General features: G+C 58.1%; 16 protein-coding genes. 6 read left to right on the top strand and 10 right to left on the bottom strand.

Annotated features, from left to right (window positions below):
* The first annotated feature begins 8 nt into the window (after window positions 1-8).
* The gene (locus H3Z84_RS11020; RefSeq protein WP_094625111.1) at window positions 9-680 is read left to right on the top strand and encodes a transglutaminase-like cysteine peptidase; all 672 of its coding nucleotides are present in this window, start codon (window positions 9-11) and stop codon (window positions 678-680) included.
* On the opposite strand, the gene H3Z84_RS11015 is transcribed toward H3Z84_RS11020, so the two are convergent.
* The 4 genes from H3Z84_RS11015 to H3Z84_RS11000 form a co-directional block, all read right to left on the bottom strand.
* Window positions 670-2061 (bottom strand): efflux transporter outer membrane subunit, encoded by a 1392-nt coding sequence (locus H3Z84_RS11015; protein WP_199457487.1) that lies wholly within the window; start codon window positions 2059-2061, stop codon window positions 670-672. The genes H3Z84_RS11020 and H3Z84_RS11015 overlap by 11 nt on opposite strands.
* Before the next feature lie 4 nt (window positions 2062-2065).
* Window positions 2066-4006 carry a MacB family efflux pump subunit gene (locus tag H3Z84_RS11010; protein WP_199457486.1) on the bottom strand — a complete coding sequence of 647 codons (1941 nt, stop codon included), beginning with the start codon at window positions 4004-4006 and terminating at the stop codon, window positions 2066-2068.
* Entirely contained in the window at window positions 4003-5148 is a 1146-nt protein-coding gene (locus tag H3Z84_RS11005; RefSeq protein ID WP_199457485.1) for an efflux RND transporter periplasmic adaptor subunit, read from the bottom strand. The genes H3Z84_RS11010 and H3Z84_RS11005 overlap by 4 nt, the downstream gene beginning before the upstream one ends.
* Before the next feature lie 88 nt (window positions 5149-5236).
* On the bottom strand, window positions 5237-7588 hold the full coding sequence (locus H3Z84_RS11000; protein ID WP_199457484.1) for an EAL domain-containing protein: 2352 nt from the start codon (window positions 7586-7588) through the stop codon (window positions 5237-5239).
* 325 nt (window positions 7589-7913) lie between these two features.
* On the opposite strand from H3Z84_RS11000, the gene H3Z84_RS10995 reads away from it, so the two are divergent.
* Together H3Z84_RS10995 and H3Z84_RS10990 are read left to right on the top strand one after the other, a co-directional pair.
* The gene (locus H3Z84_RS10995; RefSeq protein WP_022988980.1) at window positions 7914-8120 is read left to right on the top strand and encodes a cold-shock protein; all 207 of its coding nucleotides are present in this window, start codon (window positions 7914-7916) and stop codon (window positions 8118-8120) included.
* 333 nt (window positions 8121-8453) lie between these two features.
* Window positions 8454-9200, top strand: a complete 747-nt coding sequence (locus H3Z84_RS10990; protein WP_199457483.1) for a DUF3581 family protein — start codon at window positions 8454-8456, stop codon at window positions 9198-9200.
* Here H3Z84_RS10990 and H3Z84_RS10985 read toward each other — a convergent pair.
* Window positions 9182-10036, bottom strand: a complete 855-nt coding sequence (locus H3Z84_RS10985; protein WP_199457482.1) for a putative RNA methyltransferase — start codon at window positions 10034-10036, stop codon at window positions 9182-9184. The two genes, H3Z84_RS10990 and H3Z84_RS10985, sit on opposite strands and share 19 nt — an antisense overlap.
* A gap of 247 nt (window positions 10037-10283) precedes the next feature.
* Between H3Z84_RS10985 and H3Z84_RS10980 the strand changes: the two genes are divergently transcribed.
* A complete protein-coding gene (locus H3Z84_RS10980; protein WP_199457481.1) occupies window positions 10284-12509 on the top strand; it encodes a putative bifunctional diguanylate cyclase/phosphodiesterase in 2226 nt (741 codons plus the stop codon).
* A gap of 53 nt (window positions 12510-12562) precedes the next feature.
* Window positions 12563-14491 carry a diguanylate cyclase gene (locus H3Z84_RS10975; RefSeq protein WP_323126985.1) on the top strand — a complete coding sequence of 643 codons (1929 nt, stop codon included), beginning with the start codon at window positions 12563-12565 and terminating at the stop codon, window positions 14489-14491.
* Here the strand turns inward: H3Z84_RS10975 and H3Z84_RS17095 are convergent.
* The 5 genes from H3Z84_RS17095 to H3Z84_RS10955 all read right to left on the bottom strand — a co-directional run bounded on the left by H3Z84_RS17095 (window position 14433) and on the right by H3Z84_RS10955 (window position 19529).
* Window positions 14433-15866, bottom strand: a complete 1434-nt coding sequence (locus H3Z84_RS17095; protein ID WP_323126984.1) for a molybdopterin oxidoreductase family protein — start codon at window positions 15864-15866, stop codon at window positions 14433-14435. The genes H3Z84_RS10975 and H3Z84_RS17095 overlap by 59 nt on opposite strands.
* Before the next feature lie 41 nt (window positions 15867-15907).
* Window positions 15908-16870, bottom strand: a complete 963-nt coding sequence (locus tag H3Z84_RS17090; RefSeq protein WP_228285822.1) for a 2Fe-2S iron-sulfur cluster-binding protein — start codon at window positions 16868-16870, stop codon at window positions 15908-15910.
* Between the two features lie 11 nt (window positions 16871-16881).
* A complete protein-coding gene (locus tag H3Z84_RS10965; protein WP_199457479.1) occupies window positions 16882-18597 on the bottom strand; it encodes an NADH-ubiquinone oxidoreductase-F iron-sulfur binding region domain-containing protein in 1716 nt (571 codons plus the stop codon).
* Between the two features lie 74 nt (window positions 18598-18671).
* The gene (locus H3Z84_RS10960) at window positions 18672-18869 is read right to left on the bottom strand and encodes a helix-turn-helix domain-containing protein (RefSeq protein WP_199457478.1); all 198 of its coding nucleotides are present in this window, start codon (window positions 18867-18869) and stop codon (window positions 18672-18674) included.
* 45 nt (window positions 18870-18914) lie between these two features.
* Complete coding sequence (locus H3Z84_RS10955) at window positions 18915-19529, bottom strand: TetR/AcrR family transcriptional regulator (protein ID WP_058340978.1); 615 nt, start codon at window positions 19527-19529, stop codon at window positions 18915-18917.
* Window positions 19530-19803: 274 nt separating this feature from the next.
* Here H3Z84_RS10955 and H3Z84_RS10950 point away from each other — a divergent pair, with 274 nt between their 5' ends.
* Window positions 19804-20319, top strand: a complete 516-nt coding sequence (locus H3Z84_RS10950) for an alpha/beta fold hydrolase (RefSeq protein WP_228285821.1) — start codon at window positions 19804-19806, stop codon at window positions 20317-20319.
* The last annotated feature ends 110 nt before the right edge of the window (window positions 20320-20429 follow it).

Raw genomic sequence — 20429 nt, 5'->3', positions numbered from 1 at the left:
GGCCGGCCATGGCAGCGGTCATCGTTCAACGTGTTCGCCGCTCCTTTCTGGTCCCATTACTGTTGCCGGTGATTCTCGGCATTTCCCTCGCAAGCGCCATTAATCTGAGCGATCGCTTGATGGACTACGTGCTTCAGGAATTTGGCCTGGAAGCGCAGCAACGGTTACAAAACTGGCAACGGCTGCATGGCCTGGCTATCAACGCCCCCATCGATCGCAAGCTGCACCTGGTCAACTCCTTTTTCAACCGGGCGGAGTTTGTCAGTGACCAAAGCCACTGGGGCGAGGAAGACTACTGGGCGACCCCGGTGGAACTGCTGACCACCAACGGCGGCGACTGCGAGGATTTCTCCATCGCCAAGTACCTGACCCTGCGTGCCATGGGGGTGCCCGACGAACAGCTGCGCATTGTCTATGTTAAAGCCCTGGAACTTAACCAGGCCCACATGGTGCTGGCCTGGTACAAGACGCCTGATGCCGAGCCGCTGGTTCTCGACAACCTGATAAATCACATTAAGCCTGCGTCGCAACGCCCTGACCTGGAACCGGTTTACAGTTTTAACGGTGAGGGCTTATGGCTGAACCAGCAGTCCGGGGTGCGCAAACGGGTCGGTGATGCGGAAAAGCTTGAACACTGGCGCAAACTGAACGAAAGGCTCGAACAGCAACTCAGGCCTTAGGGCCGGATGCCTCCGGCACCCAACCGCCACCGAGCGCCTTGTACAGATCCACTGCGGCAATCAGCCGGTTCAGCCGAACCTGGCTCAGTTGCTGGCGGGCATCGAATACGCTGCGCTGGCTCTCGAGCAGGGTGAGCAAGTCATCCGCCCCTTCCCGGTAGCGGATTTCCGTTAACCGCAACGTTTCTTCCGCCTGCTCCAGAATGCTTTGGAGCCGTGTTTCCTGCCCTTTGTACAGTGCCTCCCGATCCAGGGCATCGCCCACTTCCTGGAAAGCCGTCAATAAACTGGCCCGGTAGGTTTCCAGCAAGGCAACCCGGCGGGATTCGGAAATCTCCATGGTATTGCGGCGCTGCCCGCCATCAAACAGGGTCTGACTTAACCCCAGCACGGCGCTTGCCGTTCGCAGCGGGTCCGACAGGCTGAAAAAGCTGTCGGTCGACGCACGCACTGCACCACTCAGGGATAGCGAGGGTAGCAGTGCGGCCCTGGCCTGCTCGATGTTGGCACTGGCGGCGGCTAAACGCGCTTCCCCGGCAGCCAGGTCCGGCCGGCGGGTAACGATACTGGCAGGGGTTTGAGGGTCGATCGCCGGCACCGACACATCCAGAAGTGCGGCCCTGGGCTCAGCCTCGGTAAACGGATAGTCACCGGTCAATAAGCGAAGTGCCGCCAGGTGCTGCCGGGCCTGGTATTCCAGCGGAGGCACGGCATTTTTGAGGTTCAGCACGGCCGTTTGCTGCCGTGACAGCTCGGAACGGTCCGCCACACCGTTTCGGTAGCGAGCCTCAACCAGTTTCAGGGTCTGTTCGCCCAGTTCCAGGTTCTTTCGGGCTACCTCAACCCGCTGCTGTAACTCCTGCCATTCGAACCAGGTGCTGGCCACAGACGCGGCTAGGGTTATCCTGGCAGCATCGTAGTCGTAACGGGTAGCCTCAAAATCGGCCAGGGCCGCGGATTGTGCGGCCGACAAGCGGCCCCAAAGATCCACCTCATAATCTACAGACACACCCAGGCTGGTTGAGCCCCCGGTTACCCTGTCCTGCCCAGACACCTGACTGGCCTGCTTACCGGCGCTGCCGGATGCGCCGACTGTTGGCAACAGTGCTGCCCCGGCATTACGCAGCTGAAGGTCGGCCTGGATAACGGCCTGTGCCGTTGCGGCAAGGCCCGGATTGTTGGCATAGGCACGGTTGACCAACCGGTTCAGCTGTTCGTCACCAAAGGCCTGCCACCAGTCAGCATCCACCGTTTCGCCGGCATTTGTTTCCTGGTGCCATTGAGCGGGTGGCGTTAGCGGCTGCTCAACAGGCTGGGGCTGGAAACCGGCGCAGCCTGCCAGCAATAAAACGGACCACAAAGGGCTAGTGCGAAAGATCATGGCATTACTCCGAAGCCAGCGCATGAACAGGATCGAGCCGCGCAGCCTTTCTGGCCGGCAGAAAACCGAAAATCAGGCCGGTGGCGAAGGCACAACTGAAAGCCAGCACCATGGGCAGAACCGTCATATGCACCGGCGTACCGAATGAGCCGATAAGCTGGGTAGCGGCAATGCCCAGCCCCACGCCGATCAGCCCGCCAATCGCCGACACCAGCCAGGCTTCCGTCAAAAACTGTTGCAGAATGTTCCAGGCCCGGGCACCGGTGGCCATGCGGATGCCGATTTCCCGGGTGCGTTCGGTCACGCTTACCAGCATGATGTTCATCACGCCAATGCCGCCCACCAGCAACGAGATAGCGGCAATGGAGCCCAGCAGCCAGGTCAGCGTATTCTGGGTTTCGGAAATGGTGTCAATCAGCGACGCCATGTTGCGGATGGTGAAGTCTTCAACACCGCCATGGCGGGCCAGCAAGGTATCGTGGATGATGGCCTCAATCTCCGCCATGCGGTCGATATCCGCCACCGCTACGGTAATATTCCGGAGATGGGTTTGCCCGAAAATCCGCAAGCTGCCGGTGGTATAGGGCACAAACACCACTTCGTCCTGGTCCTGGCCCATGGGGGATGCTCCTTTCTCCTCCATCACGCCAATCACCTGGAACAACACGTTGTTCACCATCAGGTGCTTGCCCAACGGACTTTCATCCGGAAACAACACCTGTGCGGTGGATGTCCCCAGCACCGCAACGGCGGCATAGTTGGCTTCATCCTGTGCGCTGAAGAAGGTGCCTTCCGCCACCGGCCACTGCCGTGCCACCGGGAACTGGAACGAGGTGGCGTTGATTTCCGCCTGGTGATCCCGGTTTGAGTAGCGTAAGGTCTGGCCGCCCGTCAGTTCAGGTATTGCGGCAAGAACACCTTCTATCTCGTTGATTGCACGATAGTCATCTGCCACCAGCGTGGTAACAGACCAGCGCCCTCCCCGCTGGTCCGGGCCGCCGGGGCGAACCAGTAACAGATCGCTGCCCATGGTACTGATTCGATCGACCACATCTTTCTTGGCGCCTTCACCGATGGCCAGCATGGTGATGACCGACGCCACGCCAATAACAATGCCAAGCAAGGTAAGCGCAGTACGGAACAGGTTGCTGCGAAGCGACCGCAGGGCGCTTTTCAGGGCTTCCTGCCAATCGCTCAGCACGGCGCCATTGCGAATATCGGCCGCCTTAACCGGTGCCGTTCTGGTTGTGGTTTCCACGCCGGTATCCCGCACCACCTCGCCGTCGGCAATGTGGATCTGGCGCCGGGCCACATCCGCTACGTCCTGGTCATGGGTAATCAGGATAACCGTGTGCCCCTGGGCGGATAGGTCAGTCAGCAACCGGATCACTTCCTGGCTGCTTTTGCTGTCCAGGGCACCGGTGGGCTCATCGGCAAAGATTATCTGGCCGCCGTTCATCAACGCCCGGGCAATAGATACCCGCTGTTGCTGGCCCCCGGACAACTCAGACGGCCGATGGGTCAGCCGTTCGCCCAGCCCCAACCCGGTCAGCAGTTCATCCGCCCGCTGGTGGCGCCTGGCGGGAGCCATGCCCGCGTAGATGGCCGGAATTTCCACGTTTTCCCGGGCCGTTATACCCGGCAACAGGTTGTAACTCTGGAACACAAAGCCGAAGGCTTCCCGTCGTAGCAAGGCCAGTTCATCCCTGCTGAGGGCCGAGACATCCCGGCCGTCAAACCAGTATTCACCGGAACTCGGCTGGTCCAGGCATCCGAGAATGTTCATCAGGGTCGACTTGCCGGAACCGGACGGGCCCATGATGGCCACGAATTCGCCCGGCCAGATCTTCAGGTCGATCCCCTTCAGCACAGGCACCGCCAGATCCCCTTGCCCGAACGAGCGGGTGATGCCTTTCAGTTCAATCAGCGGGGTATTGCCGGTCATCTCAGCATGCCCCGGAAAGACGGGTTACCGCCGGCACCGCTGCGGGGGTCGCGGGATACCAGGACCACTTCCTGACCCTCTTCCAGCCCGCTCAGAATTTCAGTCTGCACCCGGTTAGAGATGCCGGTGGTGACTGTCTGTGCTTGCGGATTGCCGGCAGCATCAAGAACCTGCACCGTGTTGCCCTGCACCGCACTGGCAGGCACCCGCAATACATTCAGGGCCTCTTTCTGGATAAAGAACACCTGGGCGGTCATGTTGGGCAACAATTTGCCCTGCGGGTTATCTGCCTCAAACAAGGCGTTGTATAGCACCACGTTATTGGTCACTTCCGGTGTCGGTTCGATGTAGTCGAGTTCGCCGTATAACTTGAAATCCGGATCGCCCAGGGTGGTGAAGTACACCCGCATGCCCGGTTCCAGTTTGCCAATATCCGCTTCCGAAACCTGGGCCCGCACCCGCATGGTGGCCAGGTTGGCGATGCGCATGAGTACAGGCGCGGTCTGGCTGGCGTTCAGGGTCTGGCCCTGGCGGGCTTCGATGGATACCACGGTGCCGTCCATGGGGGCATAGATTCGGGCGTAGCCAAGATTGGCTTCTTCGGCACGCAGGGTTGAGGAGGTCTGTTCAATCTGGGCTTCCAGCATTGCCAGCTGGGCCTTTGCAGAGGCCAGGGTTGCCTCGGCGGTTTGCAGGGATTCCCGGGTAGTTGCTTCCTCCCGGTAGAGGTTCTGCTGGCGCTGGAACTGGATTTCGGCAAGCCGTAACTGGGCCTTGCGGTCGGCAATCTGGGCCTGCTGATTCTTCAGCTGTGCCCGGGTGGCGTCTACCTTGGCGGTGTAGACCGTAGGGTCAATCTCCGCCAGCAAGTCCCCTTCCTTGACGTTCTGGCCGACACGAACATGGATGGTTTCCAGCTGGCCCGAGACCTGTGCACCCACATCCACATAGTTACTGGGCTCCAGCACCCCGGTGGCGCTGACCAGCAGCTGGATGTCACCGCGGGTGACTTCAACCGTATTCAGGGGCTCGGGGGCTTTACGGGCATCGCCGGTAAACCACCAGGCAGCAAACCCGGCAGCGGCAACCACCAGCAATACTGCAAACCATTTGACTCCGCGCTTAGGGGAACCAGACGCCATTGACCTTCTCCATGGGTGAACAACCAGAGGCAACCATAGAGAAGCCGCGCATCGAAAAAAAGAGCGAAGTCAGGCTTTTGCCAAACCTTTACATTGCCGGCCAGCTGAAATTCCGGGCCCATTCCAACGCGTTGTCAAAAGGCATAGGCTCGGCATAGAAATAGCCCTGCCCGAGATCGCAGCCGAGCCGCACCAGCCGTTCGTGAACTTCGCGGGTTTCCACCCCTTCAGCGATCACCCGGCGGCCAAAGCTTTTCGACAGGCCCAGAATGGCTTTAACCACCATTTCATCTTCCCGGTCGCTCACCATATCGCCAACGAACGTGCGGTCGATCTTGATTTCCTGCACCGGCAACCGGCGGAAATAATCGAGCGACGAATACCCGGTGCCGAAATCATCCATGGAAACCTCAACGCCCATGGCCTGGCAGACTTTCAGGATATCGATCACTTTGCGGGTATCATCCAGCGCCGTGGTTTCCAGCACTTCCAGTATGAGCCGGTGCCGGATGCCGTCTGGCAATTGCCCCAGCCCTGCTTTCAGGTCAGGCAGGAAAGCCTGCCCCAGAAAATAGGACGGACTCAGGTTGACGCTGATCGAATACGGCAAACCCTGCTCGTTGCAGTGCAATAACCTTTTGATGGCTTCGCCGAGCACAAACCGACCAACCTGGCTGGCGTATTCCGTGTACTCGATGTGGTCCAGAAAACGACAAGGCAGCAGCAGGCCGTCGTCCGGATGGTTCCAGCGGATCAGTGCCTCGAACCCCTCAACCGTGCAGCGATTGAAGTCCACCTTGGGCTGGAAATAGAGCTCCAGCTCGTCCCGGGCCAGCGCTGGCCCGATCTGTTCGAGCACCCTCACCCGCTCCTTGCGGGTAAAGTGTGACTCAAGGTCAAACATCTTGAAGGCATTCTTACCGGCCTCCTTGGCAGCATACATAGCCTGGTCTGCGTGCCGGAGCAGCATGTCCGGTTCCACATCGTCATCCGGGTATACGGTAATGCCCATACTGCAGGACAACTGCAGCACGTAATGGCGGTAATTCACCGGCTGGCGGATGGCTTCCAGAATCCGGGAATAGACGCGGCTGTCATTCACATCCCGCAAAATGGCCACAAACTCGTCGCCACCGAGCCGGGCAATCACATCGTGGCTGCGAACAATGGTTTTCAGGCGTTCGGCTACCGCCCGCAGCACGGCATCGCCCACGGAGTGACCGTGCTCGTCGTTGATTTCCTTGAACCCGTCCAGGTCCAGGAAACAGACCGACACCGTGCCTTTACGCTGGTCCGCCTCGTACAGTTCCTGGGTAAACAGCTCTGTCAGCCTGCGGCGGTTCGGCAGCCCGGTCAGTGCGTCGTAGTTGGCGGCTTTCTCAAGGCTGGTCTGATGTTCCTGGCGCTCGCGGTACAGGCGCTTGCGCTCCAGCAAGGTGCCCACGGTCTGCAACAAGGGTGCAAGCCGGTCAGACATTTCTTCAGTATAACCGGCATCGCGGTTGGCCAGGCCCACCAGGCCAATCATCTCACTCTTGGAATACACCGGCATGCCAATGTAGCAACGGATCGGGGGGTGCCCCGGAGGCAGGCCGCCTTTGCGGGGATCGCTGCTGTAATCGTGAGCCACCACCACGGCACCGGACACCATGGGCGCACCCAACAGGTTGTCGAGCCGCTCAAACAACATGCCCCTGCGCTCCACCTGCTGGAATAGCCCCTGGGTTTCCGGGCTCCAGGCAATATTGGTGATGGCTTCAACCTTCAGGTAGGGCGTGTCATCTTCCTTTCGCAACACCTCACCAATAAAGCCGAACTGGCTGCCGGTGATGGCCAGCAAATCCGACAGCATCAATTCAAAGGCAGCCCGGTCGCTGTCATTGGTCAGGAAGGCATTCTGCGCCCGCTGGATAGCCCGGGTAATGTGGGTAAAACGCACCTCGTCGTCACCACTAACTGCCGCATAGGCCCGTTCCAGTTCGTCTTCAATCAGGCTGGCCAGTGTTCGAAGCACATCCAGGTCAACTTCCCGGATGTCCCTGGGTTTGTCGTCAATAATGCAGACAGTGCCAAGCTTGTAGCCCCCGGGCTCCCTGACCGGAATACCGGCATAGAAGCGGATTTGCGGCCCGCCGGTTACCAGTGGATTGTTGCGAAAACGAGGATCTTTGCTGGCATCTTCAACAATAAAGGGCTTTTCCTGCCTGATGGCATGGTCACAAAACGCGAAGGAGCGATGGGTTTCACGGACATCCAGCCCCTCCTTAGACTTGAACCACTGGCGTTCCTCGTCCACGATCGAGAACAGGGCAATCTTTACGTTGTATACCTTCCGGGCAATACGCACCAGGCGGTCAAACCGCTCCTCGGGTGGCGTATCCAGGATGCCCAGCCTGGTCAGGGCGGCAAGGCGGCGTTCTTCGATTGGGTCCATCGGCATCAGCGTTGGGCTCCGGTTATAAAGGCTTACAGTATTGTACTGTGTTCCTTGCAATGGCGATGAGTACAATTCCCGAAACCGTTACTTTTTCTAATGAGTGCTATTGCTTATAAAAAATAGCTTTGCATTCCGGGCTGGCAAGAGTAAAGTGGCGGTCGTTGGAAAGATTTAGCAAAGCATTCATCAATAAGACGTACCGCTGTTGTAGCAAGTAGTTCTCGTCCTGTTTTTGATCACGCCAGTTTTTTGTTTCCGCACACCGCTGATCCCGCCTCACAACGATGTTGGACAGCACATAAAATGATTGAATTCAGGATAGTAAAATATGTCTACTGTTACCGGTACTGTTAAGTTCTTCAACGAAGCTAAAGGTTTTGGTTTTATCACTCGTGAAGGCGGCCCGGACGTTTTTGTTCACTACAGCTCCATTCAGGGCGGCGGCTTCAAGACTCTGGCAGAAGGCCAGCAGGTTGAATTTACCGTATCTCAGGGCCAGAAAGGTCCTCAGGCGGAAAACGTAGTTGGTCTGTAAATAACAGCCCAATACGATATGAAAAAGGCAGCTTCGGCTGCCTTTTTTGCGTTATTGCCCTGGTGCTGCGTGCCGGTGCATGACGGCAACGACAAAAGGCGACCAGGTCCCTACCCTGATGAACGCACTGGATGTACTGAGCGACCAACTGTTCCATGAATTGGAAACACTGATGGAGCACATTGCCTGACGCCGATTCCCGGGGTTCGTGCCCTCGGTTCCTGCGTAGTACCATGGTCGGGCTACCGGTCTGGCCATGCGAGGCATAGAATGGCCGCGGATTGTACTATCGGCCAGATTCCCCCGGCTGCTGCAAATCAGAAAAGGCAAAGCATGTTTTCAGAACAGTTCTTTTCCGTCCAGGACGGACGCATCGTTATTACCGCACCCCAGGCCAGTTTCTTTGCCAAGGAAGTGGCCGGCGACTTCAACCCCATCCACGATCCGGATGCCCGGCGTTTCTGTGTGCCCGGAGACCTCCTGTTCGCGCTTGTGGTGTCCCGCTTCGGGCTGTCTGAAAACATGACCTTCCGGTTTCGCAACCTCCTGGGCGCCGAGGTTCCACTGGAATTCCGCGAGAGCGACAACGGCGGCACCATCGAAGTGGTCGATGAGGGTGGCAAGGTGTACCTGGAGGTAACCCGCAGCGGCGACATTACCCGCGATGAACGGGGCATCGAGGAATTTACCCGCTGCTACGTGGCGGCTTCCGGCAAAAACTTTCCTCACACCCTCAAGCCGCTGATGGAATCCCACGGGGTGATGTTTAACCCGGATCGCCCGATGGTGATGTACGAAAGCATGAGCCTGGCCCTGAACCAGCTGGAACTCCAGCAACCGGACCTGGAATTAAGCAAGGCCGACCTGGAAGTGGCAGGCAAACGGGGCAACGTAACCCTGGACTATCAGCTGATGTCATCCGGCAAAGCCGCCGGCGAAGTATCCAAGCGCCTGATGCTGGGCGGCCTGCGGGAATACTGCCCGGACGCCATGGCCGGCATTGTTGAAGAGTTTTACCGGCTGAAAGCCCGTGGCACCCGCGTGGGAATGGACGGCGCCGATCAGCCTGCCGGGGCGTAACGCTCGAAGGTTTGCAGGCACACATCGACCGTCAGGGAGATGCTGTCCAGTTGTGCCGCCCGCGCCCTGCCCTCGGCACTGGCGCGGTACAGGTGGGGAGTCATGGCCAGCAGGTCAGCAATCGGCTCCGCACCTTCCAGATGCAGGGTGAAGCGCAAATCCTGCGTTTCCACTCGACGGAAACCTTCCGGCACCTCATCCACCTTTTTCGACTCTGCGCGCACCTGCGGATAAATAATCTCCCGCAGTTCCCGCAAATGATCCTGCCCGGCATCTACCTGAATCAGCTTGCCTCCCGGTTTCAGGCCCCGGGCAAACTCGGCATATACCGGAAAGCCGAACATGCAAAGCACCCGGTCCAGAGACGCAGGCTGCACCGGCAGATTGGCATTGCTGCCAACCACCCAGTTCGGAGCGCGATCCTTCCTGGCTGCAGCGAGAACCGCCCACTTGGAAATATCCAGCCCAAGCACCGCCAGTGACACCCTACCACCCGCTGCAGACGCCAGCTGGCGCAGGTAATAACCTTCACCGCAGCCAGCATCCAGGCAATCAAGGTGACTGCCTTCCGATACATCCTTCAAAACCGCTGCTGAAACCGCCTCGGCTATCGGCTGGTAATAACCGGCCCCAAGAAAACGCTGGCGGGCCGCAACCATCTCCTTGCTGTCACCGGGGTCTTTCGAGCGCTTCTTCTGTACCGGTAACAAATGCACATACCCCTGCCGTGCCACATCAAAGTTATGGCCATTGGCGCAACGCCAGGAAGAAGATTCTCGATATAGCGGCTCGCCGTCTAACGGGCAGGCCAGGGCTTCGAAGGCTTTGGTTGTCATGGGGTTACACTCTGATGATGCGGTTCCGGTGGCGCCAATACTAACAGTTAGAGGCCTGGATTGCCTTGTTGGAACCTGCCTCTCTATCCTGATTACAAATCGATATATCCCTTTTGCAAGTTTTCACAAGAACGACACACGACACCTATTGATGAAAACCATGATCGTCTACAGAATGTGAGTCACATCACACCCCGAGCTTGTGGTGGCGACACTGCCCTTTCTAGTTCCCAGAGTAACCCTCGGTATGCAGTCTCACGATTTTTCTCTGCTGGAAATGCAGCAAAACATCCATGAATTGATCGCTCAGCAGCACCCGCTTGAGGAAACACTGGCAGCGATCACAGACTGGGTCTCGCTGATGATGCCCGGCGCCCTGGTTTCTATTATGCGGTGTGACCCCGACACGCAAACCCTGAGCATGGTGCCGAGTAATCAGTTCTCTCCGGACTACGTGGATCAAATGCAGAACATCCCAATTGGGCCAGATCAGGGAACCTGTGGTTCGGCGGCTTATTTACGGGATCCCGTGGTTACGGATAATATCCAGAATGATCCGAAATGGGATGGGTACCACCATCTTGCAGAAACTGAAGGGCTCCGCGCCTGCTGGTCCGTGCCCATTCTGACTGCCGACGGCGCGCTGTTGGGCACCTTTGCATCCTACTATCGCTCGGCGGTCTCCCCCACTAACGGTGCACAAAGGAACCTGAGCCGTGGTGCAGCACTGGCAGCGCTGACTATTCTCCGGCACCGGGATCTCACGGCTCGCAAAGCACAAGAAGCAGAACTGCACCAGTTGCAGCGAGGCATTGAAGCCAGTCCCCACGGGATTTTGATGGCGGATGCCCAACAACCAGATCATCCCGTGGTTTACGTGAATCCAGCGTTCTGTGAGATCACCGGTTACCCCCGAGAAGAGGTTTTAGGCCAGAACTCCCGTTTTCTTCAAGGCTCAGACACGGATCCGAAGGCCATCAAGGCTGTTCGTCTCGGCCTGGAGCAGAAGACGGATGTTGATGTCACCCTGCTCAACTATCGGAAAGATGGAACTCCATTCTGGAACCACCTGATCATCCGGCCAGTCCTGGATACGACTGGAGAATGCACACATTTTATAGGCATCCAGCAGGACATCTCGCAGCAAAAAGAGCAGGAAGCCAAGATACGGTTCCAGGCCACCCACGACCTCCTGACCGGCCTGCCCAATCAGGCGGCTTTTACCGAAACCCTTGAAGAACTTCTCGGGCATACATCCGGGACAGACATGCTCGCTATGTTCTATCTGGACCTGGATGGATTCAAACCAATCAATGAGGGGCTGGGACACCGGATCGGCAACCGGATTTTGCAGGCTGTAGCCCAACGCCTTAAGGCCGTGATGCCCGAACGGGCCACGATTGCCCGATTGGTTGGGGACGAATTTGGTATTGTTCTTCCTGACTGCCCTGGCCGCAACGCTATCATTCAACTGGCAGAGAAGGTTTTGCAATCCCTTGGCGAACCTATTGAAGTGGATCAGCAAATGATTCACATCAGTGCCAGTATCGGCATTGCAAGCAACAGTGATAAGGCCGTACAGCCCCACCAACTGCTGCAGTTTGCCGACCTGGCACTGGACCGGGCCAAGCGACAGGGCCGCAATACCTGGCAATGGTATGGCGCGGATAAAGCCGAACACTCCCGACACAGCGTCACCCTGCGACATGAACTACAAACAGCTTTGAAAGAAAACCAGTTCGAGCTGTATTACCAACCCTTAGTAGATGCTGTGACCGGCCGCAGGCGAAGTGTCGAAGCCCTGGTGCGCTGGCACCATCCAGTCCGGGGCATGGTGTCGCCTGCCGAATTTATCCCGCTGGCAGAGCAGACCGGGCAGATTGTACCGCTAGGGCTCTGGGTTCTTCGGCAAGCCTGTCAGGAAATGGCCGAGTTCAATGGGCGGCGGGAGCGCAGCCTGCGTGTGGCCGTCAACATTTCATCGTTGCAGTTTATTCGCGATGGATTTCTGGACGACGTCTTCCGGATTCTGGAAGAGACCGGCCTTTCGCCCCAGTTACTGGAACTGGAAGTCACTGAAAGTGTATTGATCGACGGTGTCGAGCACGTCATCAAGTTGATGGAAGCTCTTAAAGACCGGGGCATCCGCGTGGCTTTGGATGACTTCGGAACCGGGTTTTCCAGCCTGAGCTATTTGCGGGACCTGCCGACACACAAAGTGAAACTGGATCGAAGCTTCGTACAGAATACGGCTACAGACCGACGCATTGCTGCGATTGTTCAAGGGGTGATCACTATGGCTCACCACATGGATATGATGGTTGTGGCTGAAGGCATCGAAACGCGGGAGCAGCAAGAAGACCTGGCCCGACGGCACTGTGACATTCTGCAGGGTTACCTGTTTGCCCGACCAATGCCCCTTGCCGAATTATGCTTACTACCTGAAATTTTGCCGGCCAACTCCAACGAATGAGGATACCTAGGTCCCTCACCCACCGCCTTGTAATAGCAAGTGTTCTAGCCATTGTGCTGGTCACCCTTGTGCTCATCCCGATTACCTGGTCGAACACCACAACCCGGTTTGAGAGCTCGCGCCTCACGGCTAAGACACTGCTTGAAGCCGAATACGATGCCTTGCTTCAAGGCATGAATGAAAGCCTCAACCATGCCCTTGCGATTGCAGAGTTCCCCAGTGTCCGGCAGCACCTCGATCGGATACGGCAGACACAGAACCCTTATCAGGATGTTTGGTCTGACCAGAACGAAGATCAGATACGCGGCATGCTCAGTACCCTGCTGACTCACTTCGGGCGCTACACCCGACTGGTGGTGATGGATACCGAAGGGCAGGAACGCCTGTCTACCGAAGACACTCCGGAGGCTGAGATCCTGCACCAGAATCAGCTGTATTTTAGAGAAGCCATGACAATGAACTCTCGCAGCCTCTATCTCTCGGCGCCCTACCCGGATCCCTCCCGGAGCGGACAGGAGATATACGTTATTGATATTTCGACGCCGATTGTGGACTCGGAAGGCGAGCAACTGGGAGTGTTGTTGCTAACCCTGAACTGGAACTACCTGCTGAGCACCCTTCCCCATGCAATGGGCGCACATACAAACGCGTCTGCCCTTCTTGTTGATAGAAAAGGGCATTCCCTGCTACCCGGCAACCATGGCCCAATCGCCTTTGGAGACTCTCTGAAGGACCATACGCCCGGAATCTGGCGCGAAATGGAGCCCCGTAACCGGGGTGAATTACTACTGGATGACCAACTTGTGGTTTTCCAGACCCATGACCTTCGTATCCATCATTTCCGTACTGCGGCCATGCAGGTTCTCAGTGTGCCGGGCAGCCAGCCCTGGCGCATCGCGATAAGCGTACCCCGCCCCGACGCGGCGTTCCTGATAGCAGAAAGTCCATGGAAAACGAGCCTGGTGGTTCTGACCTACGGATTAGCCATCGGGTTCAGTGTGTTCTGGGTACTGAGCAACCACCACCAGCGCTCTTTGAAAGAAAAGGCGCAGAACCTGTCTCAAAACGCGAGATCCTACGCCCGTGAACTGACGGACCTCTACGAGAACGCACCCTGTGGCTACCACTCCCTGGATGAACAGGGCGTCATACAGAAGATCAACCGCAAGGAACTTCAGTGGCTGGGTTATTCCCGGGACGAGTTGGTTGGAAAGCGCTACTACCGGGACCTGGTCAGCCCGGAAACCCGGGACGCTTTCGACGAGGCCTTCAAGGCGGTGCTGGCTGACGGCCATGAAGGCTCCGCCGAGATTGAACTGATGTGCAAAAACGGCGAGAAACTCCCCGTCGCCATCGAAGCCACAGCCCAGACAAACGCCAACGGTTTCCAGTACAGCAGGGCCATGGTGTTCGATCTTACCGATCGTAAACAACTGGAAGACCTGCTGACCACGCAGGCTATGACAGATCCCCTGACAGGTCTGGGGAACCGGAGATTCCTGGAAACCCAGGCGGAACTGGAAATACCCCGGGCCCGCCGGAGCGGCGAGCCTCTTGCCCTGATTGCCGCAGACCTGGACCGGTTCAAGCGAATCAATGACGACTATGGCCACGATGTGGGTGACCGGGTACTCCAGGAGTTCGCAAAAACGGCTCAAACCGAATTACGTGACGGCGATATCCTTTGCCGTATGGGCGGTGAGGAATTCACCGTTCTACTGCCCAACACCAGTAAAGAACAAGCCTTGATGGTGGCAGAGCGGCTTCGGGCAGCCGTCGAGACTAACCCGGCAGAGGTTGGCATTGATACATCGGAGGATGGCAGTTTGGCTTACACAACTTCTTTGGGGGTGACTCTGGTGCGTTCGGATGAAAGCTCATTAAAGCCGGCCATCAAGCGCGCGGATAAAGCGCTTTATGCCGCTAAAGAGGCTGGCCGGAATCGGGTGGAATGGCGCTCAACCGACATGCAGCATACTTGAACTCCGGAATCTTCCCGTCCGGGTCCAGGGCCGGGTTGGTGAGCAGGTTGGCGGCTGCCTCCACAAAGGCGAAGGGCACGAACACCATGCCCTCGGGCATAGCCTGATCGGCCCGCGCCGTCAGGGTGATGCTGCCACGCCGGGTGGCAATCTTGATTGCATCACCCGGTGTTACGCCCAAGCGATCCAATTCCGCTGATGCCAGAAAAGCGGCCGCTTCAGGCTCCCGCTCATCCAGTACCCGGCTGCGACGGGTCATGGCACCGGTGTGCCAGTGTTCAAGCAATCGCCCGGTGGTCAACACGATGGGATAGGCTTCATCCACCGGCTCGTCCGGCGGCAGTGGCCAGGCCGGCGAAAATCTGCCCCGGCCCCCGGCTCGCGGGAAGGCATCCGAGAAGACAACGTCCTGCCCTGGCGCATCATCGGCGGAGCAGGGATAGGTCACAGAACCTTCGCGTTCCAGTCGGGACCAGGAGATGTGATCCAATGAATGCATGCCCTGCTTCATCTCAGCGAACACTTGCTCCGGGCCGTGATAGTCCCAACCCAGTCCGAAACGCCGGGCCATTTCCTGAATAATCCACCAGTCAGGTCTTGCCTCCCCTGGCGGCGACAGCGCAGCACGGCCCATTTGCACCTGCCGGTTGGTGTTGGTGACGGTACCTGATTTTTCCGACCAGGCGGCCGCAGGCAGAATAACGTCGGCGAACTGGGCGGTCTCGGTGACGAACAGATCCTGTACCACCAGATGCTCAAGCGCAGCCAGCGCGGCCCTGGCGTGGGTCAGATCCGGATCTGACATGGCGGGGTTCTCGCCGAGGATGTACATGCCCTTTATTCTGCCCGCCGTGATGGCATCCATAATCTCCACCACGGTGAGCCCGGGCTCCGGGTCAAGTTCAGTGCCCCAGAGTTCTTCGAAAGCGGCCCGTAGCTGGGCATCTCCTACCGGTTGGTAGTCGGGCAATACCATGGGGATCAGCCCGGCATCGGAGGCACCCTGCACATTGTTCTGGCCACGCAACGGGTGCAGGCCCGTGCCCGGCCGGCCCGTATGCCCGCATGCCAGGGCCATTGAGATCAGGCAGCGAGCGTTATCGGTGCCGTGCACGTGCTGGGAAATGCCCATGCCCCAGAAGATCATCGCTTTGTCAGCCCCCGCGTAGGCTCGGGCCATTTCGCGAATAACCTCTGGTTCAACACCGCAGAGCGGGCTCATCACCTCAGGTGTCATATCTGCAACACTTGACGCCAGTGCCCCGAAGCCCTCGGTGTGGGCATCAATGTAGGCCTGGTCAAAGAGTGCCTCGTGGATGATCACGTGGAGCATGGCGTTGAACAGTGCCACATCGCCTCCGGGTGAAAACCGCACGCTGCGCCAGGCATAGGCATCCAGGGCCTGCCCTCGGGGGTCTATGATGAGCCGAAACGCCCCTTAACACAGAGCCGGCCCTGGTTTGACGGCCCATCTTTGCCTTCAACAAAAAGGATGCGGGCACGATGCTCGCATGTTTCTGTTTCGGCAGGCGCAGGTTCGTCCTTCACGTGATAGGTCAGTTGGCAGCCCACACCGCAATAGGGGCAAACGGAATCCACAGTGCGGTCGGCGGTGGCAGAGTCTCCGCGGCCCTCGGCATCAATCAGGGTGGCGGGCATCAGGGCCCCGGTCGGACAGGCCTGCACACATTCGCCGCAGGCAACGCAGGTGCTGTCGCCCATGGGGTCATCAAAATCAAACACCACTTTGGACGCAGCACCACGGTGCGCCAGGCCTATGACGTCGTTGCCCTGCACTTCGCGGCAGGCACGCTCGCACAAGCCGCAGGTGATGCAGGCGTCCAGATTGACGTTCATGGCAGAATGAGTGGTGTCATGGCCCCGGGCGTGGGCCAGAGACTCCAATCTCGGCGCCACATGGTGAACCGTGGGCTCGTTGCGCTCTGAACGGGCCGGGAGACGTTGACGCACAGCACCGGCATCAATGGCCAATTGATCCGCCATTTCCCATAGATGACTTGAACGATCGGGGCTGCTATCTCGCTCAGGTTGATCGGCCAGCAGCAATTCCAGCACCGCTCTCCTGGCATCCTGGGCACGGGCGGAGGCTGTGCTTCGCACCACCATGCCGGGCGCGGCCTCGCGGATACAGCTTGCGGCAAGTACCCGTTCGCCTTCCACTTCCACCATGCAGGCGCGACAATTGCCATCGGCGCGGTAACCCGGGGCGTCTTTGAAGCAAAGGTGCGGAATGGTCTCGCCGGCGCGTTTGGCCACTTGCCACAGGGTTTCACCGGGGTAGGCCTGAACGTCCACGCCGTCCAGTGTCAGGGTAAAGCTTGTCGTTGCATTGCTCATGGCGGTTTTCAATTCGCTCATGGCTGCCTCCCTTAACCCTTGGCGATCAGCTTGCTGCTGGCCAGTTCGCTGCGGAAGTCCCGCAGCAGGCTCAGCACCGGATTAGGGGCCGCCTGGCCCAGACCGCAGATAGAAGCATCCGCCATCACCCTGGCCAACTGCCGGAGCGTCGCCTCATCCCAGGTATCGCGCTCAAGCAGCGTGAGCATCTTCTCTGTGCCCACCCGGCAGGGCGTACACTGCCCGCAGGACTCATCGGCGAAAAAACCCAGAAGGTTGGTCGCCGTGTCGGCCAAATTGTCCTGATCCGACAGCACGATCACAGCTGCAGCGCCGATAAAACAGCCATGCTCCTGCAGCGTGTCGAAATCCAGGGGTATGTCGGCTTTGCTGGCCGGCAGTATGCCGCCGGAAGCCCCGCCAGGCAGATAGGCCCGGAGCCGGTGCCCTTCCGCCATGCCGCCGCAGTATTCCTCGATCAACTCGTTGAGGGTGATGCCCGCAGGGGCAAGATGAACCCCGGGCCTCGCGACCCGTCCGGAGACCGAAAAGCTCCGAAGGCCGCGACGACCATGCCGCCCCTGGCTGGCAAACCAGTCGGCGCCCTGGGCATGGATGCGAGGAATCCAGTAAACCGTCTCGACGTTATTCACCAGCGTGGGCTGACCAAACAGCCCTTTCTGCGCAACAAACGGCGGGCGATGGCGGGGCTTGCCGGGCTTGCCCTCCAGGGACTCGATCAGGGCGGATTCCTCGCCGCAGATGTAGGCGCCCGCACCACGGCGCAGGATGACAAAGCCCTGCTCCACAATGGCGGCTGCTTCCAGCTCCGCAATGGCATCTTTCAACACACGGTGCAGGCCGGGATATTCATCCCGCAGGTATATGTAGAGAGCCTTCGCCTCAACCCCCCAGGCGCTAACCAGCGCACCCTCGAGGAATCCGTGGGGTTCACGTTCCAGGTAATAGCGATCTTTGAACGTGCCCGGTTCACCCTCGTCGGCGTTGATCACCGCATAGCGTGGCCCCGGTTCCGCCCGCACGGCCTGCCATTTGCGGAAGGTGGGGAAACCGGCGCCGCCGAGGCCGCGAAGGCCCGCATGCTCAAGTTCCTTCTCCAGCGATTCGATGCTCACCCTGCCTTCGCGGCAATCTGTGAGCAACTGATAACCGCCAGCCGAACGATAATCCGACAGACGTTGCCAGAAAACCTCCTCTGGCTGAATCCGCCCCTGCTCTACCGCGGCCTCAACGGTCTGGGCGTTGGCATTCAGCACATGGTGATGCCCTACAGCTACAACCGGCGCGGTGTCACAGCGACCCATGCAGGGCGCTCGCTGTACCCTCACCGTGGCGGGATCAGCTCCATCAGATAGCGCTCGATGCAATGCCTCCGCTCCTGCCAAACGACAGGAAAGCGAGTCACACACCCGCAGAGTTATCCCGGGCGGTGGCGTTTGTTCGTCGTGAATGACATCGAAATGGGCATAGAAAGTGGCCGTCTCATAAATGGCGGCCATGGGCAGATTCATGAAAGTCGCAAGGGCCCGGAGACGGGGCATGGACAGGTAACCGTAGGTGTCCTGCAGTGCATGAAGGTGCTCGATCAGGCGATCGCGGTGTCGCAATGACGGATCGACATCTTCGTCACCGAGCAGGACCCGCAGCTCCGGCAATACGGCCGGTTCCAGTTGACGGCCACGAAGGGCTGAGCACCGGCGTTTGAGCTTTTGTTCGTTTGAACTCATTGTTGTTTTACCAGGCCCGGGGTACAAAAAGTGGCTTGTTGGATCTGCCGTGTTCGCCGTTGAATAGATTACGCTTATCGACGCAAACTACTCAAGGATCCAGTCATCGCTGCGGAAGGGTTCTGACTTCCGGTGAGTCGGTTTCGTTGACAGAGTCGCAGGTCCGTCTCTGCGGTAATCGAACGTTTTCCCGCGATGATCTGGCCTATTCTCTGAGCAGGCACCCCGATTTCTTTGGCGAGGCGGTATTGAGAAGTGTCCAGCGGAAGCAAACCCGGAACTGTTTGTTGATTCGAATGCTGTGCTGGCCTTAGCGGTCACCTCTTTAACGAGCGCCATGCAGATTCCGCAAATTCTTTTCGGTACTCCTGCGGTGATGTCTTTACCCGACCAGATAGCCAAGCTCTGCAATAGTTTTCCGACGGACCTATGATGAGAGAGAAGAGCATCTCGAAGGGCTGGACAATTTTGATATCGCCCTTGCCCAAACCAATTAACTGCTCTTTCAGCTTCTGGTAATTCTGGATATTTCGATCCTTCAGTTCCTGCTGAAATGGTCCCTTAGCCAATGGGGAACGTGCCTGATAAAGGAATCTGGCCCATTCGCGGTTGGCCGCCACCCAGTCCAGATAGCTCTCGATAATGCAAAACACCGCCTCGCGCAGATTGTTTGCCCCGGCCAACTCTCGCTCCAGTTGCTGTCGCTGATCATCCATGGCCGCAAAAAAGAGCGCACTCAGGATGCCCTCTTTGTTCCCGAAGTGATGGTAAATCGCCCCCACACTGGTGTCGCATCGGGCTTTGATGGCATCGATAGTTGTCGCCTCCACCCCCAGATCGTTAAAGCAATGCAGCGCCTGTTCCAGAATCTCTCTTTTCAGCGCAGCTCTGCGGCCCGGAAACCGATTCTCTAAAATATTGGATTGGTTCATTAAATGGATATTCGCCTGATTGAACTCGCCATGGCCTGCATTCTACCGTTTGACAGCTTTGGCCGAAACAGAATATCCTTCTTTTAAAGAATATTGTTCTGTTTTTTTGTGCCACACCTTCAAGAAAAGAAATCACCATGAACGTGAAACTGAACGGATACCTCAGGATTCCGGGCTGAGGGTTAATCCACATGCCCGGCATCTTGGCCAATACAGCCTGTTTGCCGCAATTTATGCGCTTTCTATTTTTAGCTGATGATTAAATGGTCCGACAATGGAAAAAACCCTAATAACCTGTGAAGACGGCTATAGGCTCACCGGGCACTTTTTCAGGCCAGCCACAGAGTCACCTCGCGGTGCCGTCCTGCTCTCCCCGGCCACGGGGTTTCGGCACCAGGTCTATTTCAATTTTGCCACCATGTTGAGCGAACAGGGCTTTGCCGTGCTGGCGTTTTCCAACAGGGGCATCGGGGACTCCCGCAACGATACCCCCCTGGCGGAACTCTCTGCCGACCTGGTGGACTGGGGGACCCTGGATTTGGCGGCAGCGCTGGACCAGCTGATCGCCCTGGCTCCGAACCTGCCGGTGACTCTGGTGGGCCACAGTGCCGGTGCGCAGTTGATCGGTTTGATGCCCAATTTCGCCCAAATTGACCGCTATGTTCTGATTGCCGCATCGTCGGGGCATTTCAACAACCTGAAACCCAAAACCAGGCTGGCAGCCAAGCTGCTGTTCCATGGCTGGCAACCCGTTTCCGTTGAGGTGGACCCCATCAGTTGGACAGCCTGAAGGTGCAGTTAAGCTCTGATCCGGCTGTATTCCCGGCTCAAGCTGCCAGGGTCATGGGTTGTTGGTAGTACACCTCATCCGGTGTTTGGTAATCAAGGGTTTGGTGGTAC

It is taken from the genome of Marinobacter sp. bablab_jr003, from assembly GCF_016464245.1.
GTDB classification, from domain to species: domain Bacteria; phylum Pseudomonadota; class Gammaproteobacteria; order Pseudomonadales; family Oleiphilaceae; genus Marinobacter; species Marinobacter vinifirmus.
This window is presented reverse-complemented; position numbering and strand designations above follow the sequence as displayed.